15 protein-coding genes are annotated in these 16,185 nt (G+C 61.4%); 11 read left to right on the forward strand and 4 right to left on the reverse strand.

All coding sequences use genetic code 11. From position 1 onward, the window contains the following. Window positions 1-79: 79 nt before the first annotated feature. Window positions 80-931, reverse strand: coding sequence for a glycine betaine ABC transporter substrate-binding protein (locus AO064_RS07455; protein ID WP_012723084.1), 852 nt, complete (start codon window positions 929-931; stop codon window positions 80-82). 332 nt (window positions 932-1,263) lie between these two features. Between AO064_RS07455 and AO064_RS07460 the strand changes: the two genes are divergently transcribed. Then, on the forward strand, window positions 1,264-2,817 hold the full coding sequence (locus tag AO064_RS07460) for a glycoside hydrolase family 17 protein (protein ID WP_064052888.1): 1,554 nt from the start codon (window positions 1,264-1,266) through the stop codon (window positions 2,815-2,817). An 81-nt stretch (window positions 2,818-2,898) separates the two neighbouring features. Here the strand turns inward: AO064_RS07460 and AO064_RS07465 are convergent, their stop codons facing one another. Then, window positions 2,899-3,267 (reverse strand): hypothetical protein, encoded by a 369-nt coding sequence (locus tag AO064_RS07465; RefSeq protein WP_012723082.1) that lies wholly within the window; start codon window positions 3,265-3,267, stop codon window positions 2,899-2,901. Between the two features lie 236 nt (window positions 3,268-3,503). Between AO064_RS07465 and AO064_RS07470 the strand changes: the two genes are divergently transcribed. From AO064_RS07470 to AO064_RS07480, 3 genes are all read left to right on the forward strand, one after another. Beyond that, window positions 3,504-4,802, forward strand: coding sequence for a serine/threonine protein kinase (locus AO064_RS07470; protein WP_046033851.1), 1,299 nt, complete (start codon window positions 3,504-3,506; stop codon window positions 4,800-4,802). Then, window positions 4,795-5,583 carry an MlaA family lipoprotein gene (locus tag AO064_RS07475; protein WP_012723080.1) on the forward strand — a complete coding sequence of 263 codons (789 nt, stop codon included), beginning with the start codon at window positions 4,795-4,797 and terminating at the stop codon, window positions 5,581-5,583. The genes AO064_RS07470 and AO064_RS07475 overlap by 8 nt, the downstream gene beginning before the upstream one ends. 262 nt (window positions 5,584-5,845) lie before the next feature. Next, window positions 5,846-6,277, forward strand: a complete 432-nt coding sequence (locus AO064_RS07480) for a hypothetical protein (protein ID WP_064052889.1) — start codon at window positions 5,846-5,848, stop codon at window positions 6,275-6,277. Window positions 6,278-6,443: 166 nt separating this feature from the next. Here the strand turns inward: AO064_RS07480 and AO064_RS07485 are convergent, their stop codons facing one another. Further along, entirely contained in the window at window positions 6,444-7,358 is a 915-nt protein-coding gene (locus AO064_RS07485; protein WP_012723078.1) for a DUF808 domain-containing protein, read from the reverse strand. Window positions 7,359-7,492: 134 nt separating this feature from the next. Between AO064_RS07485 and AO064_RS07490 the strand changes: the two genes are divergently transcribed. Then, a complete protein-coding gene (locus AO064_RS07490) occupies window positions 7,493-8,098 on the forward strand; it encodes a TetR/AcrR family transcriptional regulator (protein ID WP_012723077.1) in 606 nt (201 codons plus the stop codon). A 52-nt stretch (window positions 8,099-8,150) separates the two neighbouring features. Here AO064_RS07490 and AO064_RS07495 read toward each other — a convergent pair whose 3' ends face one another. Then, window positions 8,151-8,591: a GlcG/HbpS family heme-binding protein gene (locus AO064_RS07495; protein ID WP_064052890.1), complete on the reverse strand. Its 441-nt coding sequence runs from the start codon at window positions 8,589-8,591 to the stop codon at window positions 8,151-8,153. Window positions 8,592-8,847: 256 nt separating this feature from the next. Here AO064_RS07495 and gcl point away from each other — a divergent pair, with 256 nt between their 5' ends. From gcl to AO064_RS07525, 6 genes are all read left to right on the forward strand, one after another. After that, entirely contained in the window at window positions 8,848-10,623 is a 1,776-nt protein-coding gene (gene gcl / locus AO064_RS07500) for a glyoxylate carboligase (RefSeq protein WP_064052891.1), read from the forward strand. Window positions 10,624-10,633: 10 nt separating this feature from the next. Then, window positions 10,634-11,416 carry a hydroxypyruvate isomerase gene (gene hyi, locus AO064_RS07505; protein ID WP_064052892.1) on the forward strand — a complete coding sequence of 261 codons (783 nt, stop codon included), beginning with the start codon at window positions 10,634-10,636 and terminating at the stop codon, window positions 11,414-11,416. 145 nt (window positions 11,417-11,561) lie between these two features. Then, complete coding sequence (locus AO064_RS07510) at window positions 11,562-12,452, forward strand: 2-hydroxy-3-oxopropionate reductase (RefSeq protein WP_012723073.1); 891 nt, start codon at window positions 11,562-11,564, stop codon at window positions 12,450-12,452. A 108-nt stretch (window positions 12,453-12,560) separates the two neighbouring features. Continuing rightward, window positions 12,561-13,841 carry a glycerate kinase type-2 family protein gene (locus tag AO064_RS07515; protein ID WP_064052893.1) on the forward strand — a complete coding sequence of 427 codons (1,281 nt, stop codon included), beginning with the start codon at window positions 12,561-12,563 and terminating at the stop codon, window positions 13,839-13,841. After that, window positions 13,831-15,246 carry a pyruvate kinase gene (gene pyk / locus AO064_RS07520; protein ID WP_064052894.1) on the forward strand — a complete coding sequence of 472 codons (1,416 nt, stop codon included), beginning with the start codon at window positions 13,831-13,833 and terminating at the stop codon, window positions 15,244-15,246. Before AO064_RS07515 ends, pyk begins: the two co-directional genes overlap by 11 nt. A gap of 34 nt (window positions 15,247-15,280) precedes the next feature. Then, on the forward strand, window positions 15,281-16,156 hold the full coding sequence (locus AO064_RS07525) for an urea transporter (RefSeq protein ID WP_064052895.1): 876 nt from the start codon (window positions 15,281-15,283) through the stop codon (window positions 16,154-16,156). Window positions 16,157-16,185 lie beyond the last annotated feature (29 nt).

Here is a 16,185-nt window from a genome sequence, read left to right on the forward strand (position 1 = left end):
AGCTACAGATAAGCTGACTGAAACACTGCCATCGGGTGCAAGCCCCCTCCCACAGGGGGTGTATCAAGGCATTGGGGAGTTACTTACCGATCCACTCGGCCACACGCTCAGGGTGCTTGGCTACCCAATCCTTGGCCGCGGCATCCGGCTTGGCGCCCTCTTGGATAGCGAGCATGACTTCGCCGATTTCGTCCTTGGAGGCCCACTGGAATTTCTTCAGGAAGGCCGCGACTTCCGGCGCTTTCTTCTCCAGGCCCTTGCTGCCGATGCTGTTGACGGTTTCAGCAGCACCATAAATCCCTTTTGGATCGTCCAGGAAGCGCAGCTTCCATTTGGCGAACATCCAGTGTGGCACCCAACCGGTGACCGCAATGGATTCCTGTTTGTCTTCGGCACGGGTCAACTCGGCGATCATCGCCGCGCCCGAGCTGGCTTGCAGCTTGTAATCAAGGCCGTATTGCTTGATGGCTTCGTCGGTCTTGAGCATCACGCCTGAACCGGCGTCGATGCCGACGATCTTGTTCTTGAAGGTGGTATCGGTCTTGAGGTCTTCGATGGACTTGGCCTTGACGTACTCCGGCACGATCAGGCCGATCTTCGCGTCCTTGAAGTTAGGGCCGTAGTCGACCACCTTGTCCTTGTTCTTCGCCCAATACTCACCGTGCGTCACGGGTAGCCAGGCGGAGAGCATGGCATCGAGTTTGCCGGTGGCGACACCCTGCCACATGATCCCGGTGGCGACCGCTTGCAGTTTCACGTCATAACCGAGCTTTTGCTTGATCACCTCAGCCGCCACGTGCGTGGTGGCAACGCTGTCAGACCAGCCATCCACATAGCCGATGCTCAGGGTTTTGCTGTCGGCGCTGGCCAGTGTGGAGCTCATCGCAACTACCAGAGTGGCAGCTGCGCCCAAGAGTCGTCGCATCTTCATCGTACTTCCCCGAAAGTGCTGCGCCCGGCGGATGCCGAGCGACGTCAACCTGTTGTTATGTGGTGCACCGCGCCCCCTTCACGCGCATCGATCACGGTAGTGCGCCGTCAGCGGAGTACTGACGCTTCGATCATCAACCTGCCGGGACCTTCGACCTGCTCTGTCAGCGACCTTGTGCAAGCAGGAAACGACATCACATAGCCAGTAGGACGCTTTGTAGGATTTGACGCCAGAATCCCGCCCGAACTTTGCATGTCAAAATTATGCTGCCCCACTGGGAAGGGCTAAATCCGGGTAAGATGCGCGCCTTTGCTCCTCCAGATAAGCCAACCATGCCCGCGACCGCCCGCTTCCCTGCCCTCCCCTATTGCTTCGCCTTGATCCTTGGCCTGCTGGCCATGATCGGCTACTGGTATGGCCTCGGCCGGCCGGTGGTACTGCCCGACGTCGCCAGCGCCACGCACAAGATGCAGTGCGCGTCCTACACGCCATTCGATAAGGACCAGTCGCCGTTTGACCAGCCGTTCACCCTGCGTCCGGAGCGCATGGACGCTGACCTGGCCCTGCTGGCGACCCGCTTCGAGTGCATTCGCACCTACTCCATGACCGGCCTGGAAGCCTTGCCGGAAATGGCACGCAAGCATGGCCTTAAGGTGATGGCCGGTGCCTGGGTCAGCAGCGACCCGGTGGCGACCGCCAAGGAAGTCAACGAATTGATCGCCGCGGCCAACGCCAACCCTGACGTCGTGACCTCAGTGATCGTCGGCAACGAAGCGCTGCTGCGCAAGGAAGTCACCGCCAAACAGCTGGTGGCGCTGATCCACACTGTCAAAAGCCAGATCAAGCAGCCGGTGACGTACGCGGATGTCTGGGAGTTCTGGCTGCAACACCCGGAAATCGCGCCGGCGGTGGACTTCCTCACGATCCACCTGTTGCCGTACTGGGAAGATGAGCCGTCCGGCATCGACCAGGCCCTCAAGCACGTGGGTGACGTGCGCCAGACCTTTGGCAACAAGTTTGCGCCCAAGGACATCCTGATCGGTGAAACCGGCTGGCCCAGCGAAGGCCGCCAGCGCGAAACCGCCGTGCCAAGCCGGGTCAACGAAGCCAAGTTCATGCGCGGCTTCGTGGCCATGGCCGAGGCCAATGGCTGGCGTTACAACCTGATCGAAGCCTTTGACCAGCCGTGGAAGCGCGCCAGCGAAGGCGCCGTGGGCGGTTACTGGGGCCTGTTCGATGCCGACCGCCAGGACAAGGGCATTCTCGCCGGGCCAGTGACCAATGTGCCTTACTGGCCACTGTGGCTGGGGGTGGGCGGGATCATCCTGCTGGGCGCCTTGGTGCTGGGTGGTCGTGTACGCAGTGTGCGTGCCGCTATCGCCCTGCCGCTGCTGGGCGCCGTTTCCGCATGCGCCATCGGCACCTGGGCTGAACTGACCCGCGTTACCGCGCGTTTCAATGATGAATGGGTGTGGGCAGGCTTGCTGGTGGTGTTGAACCTGCTGGTGCTGGCTCACGCGGCACTGGCCCTGAGCGCCCGGGAAGGTTGGCGCGCACGGGCCTTCAACTGGCTGGAACAGCGCGCGGGCTGGCTGGTGGCGATTGCCGGGTTCGCTGGCGCGGTGATGATGCTGGCGTTGGTGTTTGACCCGCGCTATCGCAGCTTCCCGACGGCGGCGCTGGTAGTGCCGGCCTTGGTGTACCTGGTGCGGCCGGTGACCGGACCGCGTCGGGAGATTGCGCTGCTGACCTTTATCATCGGTGCGGGCATTGCGCCGCAGTTGTACCGTGAAGGGTTGTTGAACCAGCAGGCGTGGGGTTGGGCGGTCGTGAGCCTGCTCATGACGGCAGCCTTGTGGCGCTGCTTGCGGGTACGCAAGATTTAACATCGCTATCGGGGGCAAGCCCCCTCCCACAGGGGAATGCATTCCAAATGTGGGAGGGGGCTTGCCCCCGATGAGGCCCTATCAGGCGACGCGGGGCTTCCTGACCAACCGCAACCCCGCAATCACCACCGCAAACACCGCAAACGTGGTGTTGTACAACGCCAGCGCCGGCAAACCGAAGACCATCCCCAGCACCGCCAAACCCCACCCTGCACGACCCGGCACGAAAAACGCCAGCACCGACGTGATCAGCGCCGCCCAGCCCAGCACCTTGAAGTGGATCATCAACCCCAGGTTCGAACGCAACTGGCATTCCCAACGGCTGGCTTCGTCCGCACAGATACCGACCCACTGGCCATCTTCCATAAAGCCATAGCGCGCACCGTAACTGGCGGCCAGCCATAGCGGCAGTGCAACAAGCAGCAAAATCAGCGGCAAACGACGGGACATGAGGCACTCCGATAGGCAAAAACGGCGCTCAGCTTAATGCCCCGCCGGCCATTAGCAAGGCGCATATACACAATTAGTGTTCACCTACACGTGTCAAAGTGTATCGTCTGGCTACTATTACCCCGATTCCGACGTTTTTTTCCGACATTTCGTGCCGAGTGATGGCACTTCGGCGATAGGACGGCGGTCATAGCCTGCGAACTTCATTAAGCACGTTTCCTCCTAGGGATTAAGTCATGCTCCGTTCCTTGCGCTGTGCTGCCTTACTGGGCAGCCTTTTTCTGAGTGCGTCAGCACTGGCCGTCGATATCGACCAAGCCAGCTATGGCTACCCTTTGACCAACCCATTTGAAGCGACTATCGCCACCACACCGCCCGACCTTCGGCCCAAATTGCCGAACGATGACGAGATCAACCAATCCGACTACACCTTGAACATGCGCCCCGAGCGCGAGTTCAGCCTGCCGGACAACTTCTGGGCGGTGAAGAAACTCACCTACCGCATCGCCAAGCAGGATCGCGCCGCGCCGCTGATCTTTCTGATCGCGGGCACCGGCGCGCGGTTTGACAGCAGCATCAACGAATACCTGAAAAAGCTCTATTACCAGGCCGGCTACCACGTGGTGCAACTGTCGTCGCCCACCAGCTTCGACTTCATCAGCGCCGCCTCGCGCTTCGCGACTCCGGGGATCACCCAGGAAGACGCCGAAGACATGTACCGCGTGATGCAGGCCGTGCGGGCGCAGAACGCCTCGCTGCCGGTGACCGACTTCTACCTCACCGGCTACAGCCTCGGCGCCCTGGATGCGGCGTTTGTCAGCAAGCTCGACGAGACCCGTCGCAGCTTCAACTTCAAGAAAGTGCTGCTGCTGAACCCGCCGGTCAACCTCTACACCTCGATCACCAACCTCGACAAGCTTGTTCAAACTGAAGTGAAGGGCATCAACAACACCACCACCTTCTACGAGCTGGTGCTGAACAAGCTGACCCGTTACTTCCAGCAAAAGGGCTACATTGACCTCAATGACGCCCTGCTCTACGACTTCCAGCAATCCAAGCAGCACCTGACCAACGAACAGATGGCCATGCTGATCGGCACCTCGTTCCGCTTCTCGGCGGCCGACATCGCCTTTACCTCGGACTTGATCAACCGCCGTGGCTTGATCATCCCGCCGAAGTACCCGATCACCGAAGGCACCAGCCTCACGCCGTTCCTCAAACGTGCACTGCAATGTGATTTCGATTGCTACCTCACCGAACAGGTGATCCCGATGTGGCGAGCCCGTTCCGATGGCGGCAGCCTCTTGCAACTGGTCGACCAGGTCAGCCTGTACGCCCTTAAGGACTACCTGCACACCAACCCGAAGATCGCCGTCATGCACAACGCCGACGACGTAATCCTCGGCCCTGGCGACCTCGGTTTCCTGCGTAAAACCTTCGGCGATCGCTTGACCGTCTACCCGCTGGGCGGCCACTGCGGCAACCTTAATTACCGCGTCAACGCCGACGCCATGCTGGAGTTCTTCCGTGGCTAAATATCTTCTGCTGCTTGCCGCCTTGATGTGCGCAGGCGTGGCCAATGCCGACAACAGCAAGGCCCATGAGCCGGTCAACGTGGGTGCCGACGGGTTCAAGGAACCGCTGACCAAGCTCAAGTTCAACCCGGGCCTGGACCAGCGCGAGTTCGAGCGTTCGTCGCTGACCGCACTCAACGTGTACGACCCACTGGAATCGTGGAACCGTCGCGTGTACCACTTCAACTACCGCTTCGACCAGTGGGTGTTCCTGCCGGTGGTCAACGGTTACACCTATGTGACGCCCAGCTTCCTGCGCACCGGCGTGAGCAACTTCTTCAACAATCTGGGCGATGTGCCCAACCTGTTGAACAGCCTGCTTCAGCTCAAGGGCCACCGCTCCCTGGAAACCACCGGGCGCCTGCTGGTCAACACCACTATCGGCATCGCCGGCCTGTGGGACCCAGCCACCGCCATGGGCCTGCCGCGCCAGAGCGAAGACTTCGGCCAGACCCTGGGCTTCTACGGCGTGCCCGGCGGCGCCTACCTGGTGCTGCCGATCTTCGGCCCATCGAACCTGCGCGACACCGGCGGTTTGCTGGTCGATTACACCGCCGAAACCCAGATCAACTTCCTCAACGTGGCCGAAGTCAGCTCCAACCACCCGGAAGTCTGGGCCCTGCGCGCGGTCGACAAGCGCTACCAGACCAGCTTCCGGTATGGTCAGATGAACTCGCCGTTCGAGTATGAGAAGGTGCGGTACATCTATACTGAGTCTCGAAAGTTACAAATAGCTGAGTAAAAAAGCTCAATAAGAACAAGGCCATTCGAGCAAGTCGAATGGCCTTTTTTTATGGCCAGCAGAACACCATACAATTAGTAAAACCCCCTACGACTGCAAACATACATACCCTACGAGCTAAAAGGTATTTCTCATAAGCGTTACAAACTATCTATTTTAGGAACCCCCCTCCCTCATTCGCCAATCACTTTATGAGGACAGCAAATGGACTCCAACTTAACTTTCAATATCGTTACATTAAAAATCACACAAGGATTGTTATATGTCGCCCTCTATGACCCTCGACCCCCAACGGTTTTTCTATGCGGCACCTGCATTGCCTTCACAGCCTTCAAACCACATGAGGCCTGAGAAAGCAGAAAAAACCCCTTATCTTGCTTCACTAGGCCGCAATCTCTACGATGCCATCGAGTACGTTGACCCGGTGACTAAGGATTTTTCGATATCTACCCCCAGCGCGTTGTTGAAGCAGCGCGTAGGTGACTGGGACGATGTGAGTCGCAGCAAAAAAGAGAGGCAGGCTTCCCTTCTGAAAGCCAATGAAATAATCAAGAGTTTTGATCAAAACGGTAATCACCAGATCGACGGGGCCCAACTGTATATGAACCGTAGGGCCGTTCACAGCGTGTCTGAATTGACTAAACCGGGCTCTGAACTTGAAAAGCTTTATGAATACCTCATCCCCAAAGATTAAACGCCATCAGCGTGGGTAAGTAAAAGTTTGCGCGGGCAGCACCTGACAGTATCACCTGCCCGCAAAAACCAAGATGCTTATGAACATCACACAACGTGCAGACTGCACAGTAAACGCGCACAAAAAGGCCGTTCGGTTGAGCGGCCTTTTTAATTCCACACCCGCATCAAGCCTTGAATGTTTTCCACACCTTGCCGATCACGCTGACCACCGCCAGCACCACCGCGCCCGCAATAATCCCCGCCACCCCATTCAGCAGCACCGGCACCAGCCACGCCGCCCCGCCCGCGCCCTGGCTGAGCGTCTCGATCCAGTGATGCACCACCGGCACGCCATGGGTGAGAATGCCGCCGCCCACCAGGAACATCGCCGCTGTACCGATCACGGAGAGGCTCTTCATCATGTAAGGCGCCGCCCGCAGGATCGCGCCGCCGATACTGCGTGCCACTTGGCCAGGCTTCTGGGTGAGCCACAGGCCCAGGTCATCCAGCTTGACGATGCCAGCCACCAGCCCGTAGACACCGATGGTCATGACAATGGCAATGCCGGATAACACGACCACCTGCTGCATCAACGGCGCGTCAGCCACAGTGCCGAGGGTGATGGCGATGATTTCGGCCGAGAGGATGAAGTCGGTGCGGATGGCGCCTTTGATCTTGTCCTTTTCAAAGGCCACCAGATCGGTGGCCGGGTCGGCCACGGCCTCGACCAGCTGCGCACGTTCAGCCTGGTCTTCGGTCTTGCTGTGCAGGAATTTATGCGCGAGCTTCTCGAAACCTTCAAAACACAGGTAGGCACCCCCGAGCATCAGCAGCGGCGTCACCGCCCACGGCGCGAATGCACTGATCAGCAAAGCGGCCGGCACCAGGATCAACTTGTTGACGAACGACCCTTTCGCCACCGCCCACACCACGGGAATTTCCCGCTCTGCGCGCACCCCGGAGACCTGCTGGGCATTGAGCGCCAAGTCATCGCCGAGCACGCCGGCGGTCTTCTTCGCCGCCACTTTTGTCATCAGGGCAACGTCATCGAGTACCGCGGCGATATCGTCGATCAACACCAACAAACTGCTTCCTGCCATGAATCGGGCTTCCATTAGAGAGGGAGGGGCCGAGCATAGCGCGGAGCAACGCTTTACGGGCACATTGTTGAGGCTCGCGGATGGCCGGTGCTACCATGCGCAACCGCCTGTCCTGGCAAGGAAACCTCTGGTTTATGAGCACCATTCGCGAGCGCAACAAAGAAAAAATCCTGCGGGCGGCCAGCGAGGAGTTTGCCGACAAAGGCTTCGCCGCGACTAAAACCAGCGACATCGCCGCCAAGGCCGGGCTGCCAAAGCCCAACGTCTATTACTACTTCAAGTCCAAGGACAACCTCTACCGCGAGGTGCTCGAGAGCATTATCGAGCCGATCCTGGCCGCTTCCACGCCGTTCAATCCGGACGGTGAGCCTTCGGTGGTGCTGAGCAACTACATCCGCTCAAAAATCCGCATCTCCCGCGACCTGCCGTTTGCCTCCAAGGTATTCGCCAGCGAAATCATGCACGGCGCCCCGCACCTCAGCGCCGACCAGGTCGAACAGTTGAACGCCCAAGCCAAGCACAACATCGCGTGCATCCAGCATTGGGTCGATCGCGGCCTGATCGCGGCGATTGACCCCAATCACTTGATGTTCAGCATCTGGGCGGCCACGCAGACGTATGCGGACTTCGACTGGCAGATCTCGGCGGTGACCGGCAAGGCCAAGTTGGATGAAGCGGATTACGAAGCGGCGGCGCAGACGATTATCCGGTTGGTGCTCAAGGGGTGTGAGCCGGACTGATAGACCGTGGCGCCTGTGCCAATCGGGGGCAAGTCGAATCGTCAACGACGAATCAAGCAGACACCCCCGCATCCGCCATCAACCCCACCCCCTCGATCGCCGTGATCGCACACTGCTCATCAATATCCGACGCATCCCCGCTGATCCCAATCGCGCCCAGTACCACGCCTGCCTGATTCCGAATCAACACCCCACCCGGCGCCGGCACCACGCTGCCCTGCCCCAGGCTGTTCAGAGCGGCGATAAACGCCGGGCGTTGCTGTGCGTCCAGTGCCAGCAGGCGTGAGCCCTTGCCCAGGGCAATCGCGCCCCAGGCCTTGCCAATGGCGATCTGCGGGCGCAGCAGGCTGGCGCCGTCTTCGCGCTGCAGGGTGATCAGGTGCCCGCCGCTGTCGAGCACCGCAATGGTCAGCGGCGCTGCCGACAGGGTGCGCCCTGCAGTGAGGGCCTGGCTGGCCAGTTGGGTGGCGAGTTTCAAGGTTAAAGCGCTCATGGTGCCGTCCTTCTTTTGTTATTGGGAATGCCGTGGCGGTCTGAATGATCAGATGCTTGATCAAACAAATAGAACACAATTGATTTTAATTTTGTATACAATATTTTCGCACAAAGGCTCCACACGTCGAAAAAAGCCGTTCCGACGAACGCAAAGGCCAGTTTATAAAATGCATTGACCTACGCCGCTCGCCGTGAATACACTTTGGCCAGACACCACTTGTATACAATTACAAAACGCAAGAGGCACCAAAATCATGAGCAAAATGAGAGCAATCGAAGCCGCCGTCCTGGTGATGCGCCGTGAAGGCGTGGACACCGCCTTCGGTATCCCAGGCGCCGCGATCAACCCGCTGTACTCGGCCTTGCAGAAGGTGGGTGGCATCGATCACGTCCTTGCTCGCCACGTTGAAGGCGCCTCCCACATGGCCGAGGGTTACACCCGGACCAAGGCCGGCAATATCGGCGTGTGCATCGGCACCTCGGGCCCGGCGGGCACCGACATGGTCACCGGCCTGTACAGCGCCTCGGCCGACTCGATCCCGATCCTGTGCATTACCGGCCAGGCCCCCCGCGCCCGTATGCACAAGGAAGACTTCCAGGCCGTGGACATCACCAGCATCGTCAAACCGGTGACCAAGTGGGCGACCACTGTCCTCGAACCTGGCCAAGTGCCGTACGCCTTCCAGAAAGCCTTCTACGAAATGCGCTCCGGCCGCCCCGGCCCGGTGTTGATCGACCTGCCGTTCGACGTGCAAATGGCCGAGATCGAATTCGACATCGACGCCTACCAGCCACTGCCCCTGGCCAAGCCGTTGGCAACCCGCATCCAGGTCGAGAAAGCCCTGGCCCTGCTGGACCAGGCCGAACGCCCACTGCTGGTCAGCGGTGGCGGCGTGATCAACGCCGACGCCAGCGACTTGCTGGTTGAGTTCGCTGAACTCACCGGTATCCCGGTGATCCCGACGCTGATGGGCTGGGGCACCATCCCGGACGATCACCCACATATGGTGGGCATGGTCGGCCTGCAAACCTCTCACCGCTACGGCAACGCGACCCTGCTCAAGTCGGACGTGGTGCTGGGCATCGGTAACCGCTGGGCCAACCGCCACACCGGTTCGGTCGAGGTCTACACCGAGGGCCGCACGTTCATTCACGTCGACATCGAGCCGACGCAGATTGGCCGCGTCTTCACCCCGGACCTGGGCATCGTGTCCGACGCCGGTTCCGCACTGACGATGTTTATCGAAGTCGCCCGCGAGTGGAAAGCCGCCGGCAAGCTCAAGGACCGCAGTGCCTGGCTGCACGACTGTCAGCAACGCAAAGCCACCCTGCACCGCAAGACTCACTTCGACAACGTGCCGGTCAAGCCACAGCGTGTGTATGAAGAAATGAACCAGGTGTTCGGCAAAGACACCTGCTACGTCAGCACCATCGGCCTGTCGCAGATTGCCGGCGCGCAATTCCTGCACGTGTACAAGCCACGCCACTGGATCAACTGCGGCCAGGCCGGCCCGCTGGGTTGGACCATCCCCGCCGCTCTCGGCGTGGTCAAGGCCGACCCGAGCCGCAAGGTAGTGGCACTGTCGGGCGACTATGACTTCCAGTTCATGATCGAAGAACTGGCCGTGGGCGCGCAGTTCAAGCTGCCGTACATCCACGTGGTGGTGAACAACTCCTACCTGGGCTTGATCCGCCAGGCCCAGCGCGGGTTTGAAATGGACTACTGCGTGCAGCTGTCCTTCGACAACCTCAACGCCCCGGAACTCAACGGTTATGGCGTGGACCACGTCGCCGTCGCCGAAGGCCTGGGTTGCAAGGCCCTGCGCGTGTTCGAACCCGGCCAGATCGCACCGGCACTGCGCCGTGCCGAGGCAATGATCGAAGAATTCAAGGTGCCGGTGATCGTTGAAATTATTCTGGAACGCGTGACCAACATTTCCATGGGCACCGAGATCAACGCCGTCAACGAATTCGAAGACCTGGCACTGGTCGGCAACGATGCGCCGACTGCCATTTCCCTGCTCGATTAAGGAGAACCTTATGCCGCGTTTCGCCGCCAACCTGTCCATGCTGTTTACCGAACAGGACTTCCTTGCCCGTTTCAAAGCGGCCGCCGATGCCGGTTTCGAAGGTGTCGAGTACCTGTTCCCGTATGAATTCAGCTCCGCCGAAATCAAGGCGCAACTGGACGCCCACGGCCTGACCCAGGTGCTGTTCAACCTGCCGGCCGGCGACTGGGCCAAGGGCGAACGCGGCCTGGCGTGCCACCCGGACCGGGTCGAGGAATTCCGTGCCGGGGTCAAGCTGGCGATTGCCTACGCCGAGGTGTTGGGCAACACCCAGATCAACTGCCTGGCGGGCATTCGACCACAAGGCATTGATGACAAGACCCTGGAAAAAACCTTCGTCGCCAACCTCAAATACGCCGCCGAAAAGCTGCAAGCGGTGGGCATCAAGCTGGTGATGGAAGCGATCAACACCCGCGACATTCCAGGCTTCTACTTGAACAACACGGCGCAGGCCCTGTCGATTCGCGAGCAGGTCGGCAGCGACAACCTGTTCCTGCAATACGACATCTATCACATGCAAATCATGGAAGGTGACCTGGCCCGCACCATGGCCGCGCACTTGGAAGAGATCAACCACATCCAACTGGCGGATAACCCTGGGCGCAACGAGCCGGGGACCGGGGAGATCAACTACCGCTTCCTGTTCGAACACCTGGACCGCATCGGGTACCGGGGTTGGGTCGGCTGCGAGTACAAGCCGTTGACCACCACCGAAGCGGGGCTGGGTTGGCTCAAGACCCATAACGCCATCTAACCAACACTACGCAACACCAATGTGGGAGGGGGCTTGCCCCCGATAGCGGCGGGTCTGTCAGTACTGTTTTACCTGACACACCGTCATCGGGGGCAAGCCCCCTCCCACAGGGGACCTGCGGTGTAATAACAAGAGGATTTTCGTCATGGCTAAAATCGGATTCATCGGCACCGGCATCATGGGCCAACCCATGGCCGCCAACCTGCAGAAAGCAGGTCACCAACTGTTCCTCTCCGAGCATCACGGCAAGGCCCCGCAAGCGCTGCTCGACGCGGGTGCCGTGGCCCTGGCCAACCCGCAGCAAGTGGCGCAGGAAGCCGAGTTCATCATCGTCATGGTGCCGGACACCCCGCAGGTCGATGACGTGTTGTTCCGCAAAGACGGCGTGGCTGCAGGCCTGTCGCCGAACAAGGTGGTGATCGACATGAGCTCGATCTCCCCCACCGCCACCAAGGCGTTCGCGGCGAAGATCAACGAGACCGGCGCGCAGTACCTGGATGCACCGGTGTCCGGTGGTGAAGTCGGCGCCAAGGCCGGCACCCTGAGCATCATGATCGGTGGTGAGCCGCAGACCTTCGAACGCGCCTTGCCGCTGTTCCAGGCCATGGGCAAGAACATCACGCTTGTGGGCGGCAATGGCGATGGCCAGACCGCCAAGGTTGCCAACCAGATCATCGTCGCGCTGAACATCCAGGCGGTGGCCGAAGCGTTGTTGTTCGCCGCCAAGAACGGCGCCGACCCTGCCAAGGTGCGTGAAGCGCTGATGGGCGGCTTTGCTTCGTCGAAAATCCTCGAAGTGCATGGCGAACGCATGATCAAGGGCACCTTCGATCCGGGCTTCCGTATCAACCTGCACCAGAAGGACCTCAACCTGGCCCTGGCCGGCGCCAAGGAGCTGGGGATCAACCTGCCGAACACCGCCGGCACCCAACAGGTGTTCAGCACGTGCACGGCGATTGGCGGCGGTAACTGGGACCATTCGGCGCTGATCAAGGGGCTGGAGCATATGGCGAATTTTTCGATTCGCGATAAATAGCCCCTGATGAAATGCGATCAAAGTGTGGGAGGGGGCTTGCTCCCTCCCACACTTTGATCGCATTCCAAGCCTCACCTCTAATAACAAGAATCCCCCGGGAGCCCGCTTATGTCGGTCGATCCGCAACACCTGCTTCGCGAGCTGTTTGCCACAGCCATCGACGCCGCCCACCCCCGGCAAGTCCTCGAACCCTACCTGCCCGCCGACCGCAGCGGCCGTGTGATCGTGATCGGCGCCGGCAAGGCCGCCGCCGCCATGGCCTTGGTCGTGGAGAACGGCTGGCAGGGCGAAGTCACCGGTTTGGTGGTCACCCGTTACGGCCACGGCGCGCCCTGCCAGAAAATCGAAGTGGTCGAAGCCGCCCACCCCGTGCCCGACGCCGCCGGCCTGGCCGTGGCACAGCGCGTGCTGGCGTTGATCAGCAACCTCGGCGAAGACGACCGTGTGATTTTCCTGCTGTCCGGCGGCGGCTCTGCCCTGCTGGCCCTGCCCGCCGAAGGCATCACCCTGGCCGACAAACAGGCGATCAACAAAGCCCTGCTCAAATCCGGGGCGACCATTGGCGAGATGAATTGCGTGCGCAAGCACCTCTCGGCGATCAAGGGTGGCCGCCTGGCGAAAGCGGCCTGGCCGGCGACGGTGTACACCTATGCGATTTCCGATGTGCCGGGCGACCAGGCCACGGTGATCGCCTCCGGCCCCACGGTCGGCGACCCGAGCACCTCGCAACAGGCCTTGGCGATTCTCAAGCGCTACCACATCGACGCCCCGGCTTCAGTGCGCAGCTGGTTGCAGAACCCGGCCTCGGAAACCGTCAAGCCCGGCGACCCGGTGCTTGCCCGCAGCCACTTCCAATTGATCGCCCGCCCCCAGCAATCCCTGGAAGCGGTGGCGGTAAAAGTGCGCCAGGCCGGGTTCAGCCCGTTGATCCTGGGCGACCTTGAAGGCGAAGCACGGGACGTGGCCAAGGTGCACGCCGGCATCGCCCGGCAGATCGTCCAGCACGGCCAGCCGCTGGCGGCGCCGTGCGTGATCCTCTCCGGCGGCGAAACCACCGTGACCGTGCGCGGCGATGGCCGTGGCGGGCGCAATGCGGAATTCCTGCTGAGCCTCACCGACAGCCTCAAAGGTCTGCCCGGCGTCTACGCCCTGGCCGGTGATACCGACGGCATCGACGGCTCGGAAGACAACGCCGGCGCGATCATGACGCCGTGCAGTTACCGCCGCGCCGAAGCGCTCGGCCTGTCGGCCAGCGACGCGTTGGATAACAACGACGGCTACGGCTATTTCGCCGCCCTCGACGGTTTGATCGTCACCGAGCCGACGCGCACCAACGTCAACGACTTCCGCGCCATCCTGATCCTTGAGACTGCCAAACATGACGCCTGACAAGAAGGTCAAAATCCTCGCCACCCTGGGCCCAGCCACTGACGGTATCGATGATATCCGCGAGCTGGTGGAAGCCGGCGTGAATATCTTCCGGCTCAATTTCAGCCACGGCGACCACGCCGACCACGCCCAGCGCTACCAGTGGATTCGCCAGGTGGAGCGCCAGCTGAATTACCCGCTGGGCATCCTCATGGACCTGCAAGGGCCGAAGCTGCGGGTCGGGCGGTTTGCCGAGGGCAAGGTGCAGTTGGTACGCGGCCAGGCCCTGCGCCTGGACCTCGACGAAACACCCGGTGACCAACGCCGGGTCAACCTGCCTCACCCGGAAATCATCCAGGCCCTTGAGCCCGGCATGGACCTGCTGCTGGACGACGGTAAGTTGCGCCTGCGGGTGATCACCAAACACGCCGACGCCATCGACACCACCGTGCTGAACGGCGGCGAATTGTCTGACCGCAAAGGCGTGAACGTTCCGCAAGCCCTGTTGGAACTCAGCCCACTGACCGCCAAGGACCGGCGTGACCTGAGCTTCGGCCTGGAACTGGGTGTGGACTGGGTGGCGCTGTCGTTCGTGCAGCGCCCGGAGGATATCCGCGAAGCCCGTGAGCTGATCGGCGACAGAGCCTTCCTGATGGCCAAGATCGAGAAACCCTCGGCCGTGCAGCGCCTGCGGGAAATCGCCGAACTGAGCGACGCAATCATGGTGGCCAGAGGTGACCTTGGCGTGGAAGTGCCGGCCGAGAGCGTGCCGCAGATCCAGAAAGACATCATCAGCACCTGCCGCCAGCTGGGCAAACCGGTGGTGGTGGCCACGCAGATGCTGGAGTCCATGCGTTTCTCCCCGGCGCCGACCCGTGCCGAAGTTACCGATGTCGCCAATGCCGTGGCCGAAGGCGCGGACGCGGTGATGCTGTCGGCGGAAACCGCCTCCGGTGAGTACCCGCTGGAGGCCGTGCAGATGATGAGCAAGATCATCCGCCAAGTGGAAAACGGCCCTGACTACCAGGCCCAGCTGGATGTCAGCCGGCCCAAGGCGGATGCCACGGTGTCGGACGCCATCAGCTGCGCGATCCGCCGCATCAGCAGCATCCTGCCGGTGGCGGTGCTGGTGAACTACAGCGAATCGGGCAGTTCCAGCCTGCGCGCGGCGCGGGAACGGCCGGTGGCGCCGATCCTCAACCTCACGCCGAACCTGTCCACGGCACGGCGCTTGAGCGTGGCCTGGGGCGTGCATTCGGTGGTCAACGACCGCCTGCGCCAGGTAGATGAAGTGTGTTCCACGGCGCTGGAGATCGCACAGGCGCAGGGCATGGCGGAGCGTGGGGACACGTTGGTGATTACGGCGGGGGTGCCGTTCGGGCAGCCGGGGTCGACCAATTCACTGCGGATCGAAACCCTACTCTAATCCTCTGTGGTGATCCCCCTTAGAAACTCGACCCATGCACAACCCAACCTGCCCCGACTGGGCCGAAGCCCTGCTCAACGGCTTCAGCCAGATCTTCCTGCAACGCCATCCCCTGTGTGGCCTGCTGTGCCTGCTCGCCATCCTGATCGGCGCACCGGCCCTGCTGGGCGGGGCGCTGCTCGGTGGCGTGGCGGGCTTGCTCACGGCCCAGCGCCGGGGCTATCCCAAGGTTGAACGCCAGGCCGGGCTTTATAGCTATAACGGTGTGCTGCTGGGTGTGTTGATCAGCCAGCACTTCGCCTGGTCGGCGTTGTTGCCGCCGCTGATCCTGGCGTGCGGCGGCTTGAGTGCGATCCTGACGCGGCACTGGTTGAAACACGCCAGCCAGCCCGATGACTTGCCGGCCTATACCGCACCTTTTGTCGGCCTGGGCTGGTTACTGCTGGGCACGGTACCGCCGAGCACGTTTGCCGTGACCGAGTCGGACACCCTGGCCGTGCTCACCGCGCCCTTCACCGGCCTGGCGCAAATCATGCTGCTGGATCAGCCGGTGGCCGGTGCCTCGATTGCACTGGGCCTGTGGCTGGCCAACCGACGCGCCTGCGTATGGGCCCTGATCGGCGCCAGTGCCGGCATGCTGATCGCGCTGTGGCTGCAGGAACCCGCCAGCGCCCTCCTCGGCCTGCACGGCTATAACCCGGCGTTGGCTGCCGTGGCACTGAGCCAAGTGCGTCGCCAACCCTGGCTGCCGCTGCTCGGCCTCCTGCTGGCGATCCTCCTCACGCCAGGCTTTGCCGCCCTGCACCTGCCCGCGCTGACCGCACCGTTCATCCTCGCCTGCTGGCTGGTGCGCGCAGGCGCCCGAGTGCTGCGCAAACCCCGCATGGACAGGCCCTTCGAATCCCCCTAGGCTTGCTCGATATTCGATTCGGGCGGGAT

Source organism: Pseudomonas marginalis (assembly GCF_001645105.1).
Taxonomy (GTDB): domain Bacteria; phylum Pseudomonadota; class Gammaproteobacteria; order Pseudomonadales; family Pseudomonadaceae; genus Aquipseudomonas; species Aquipseudomonas petroselini.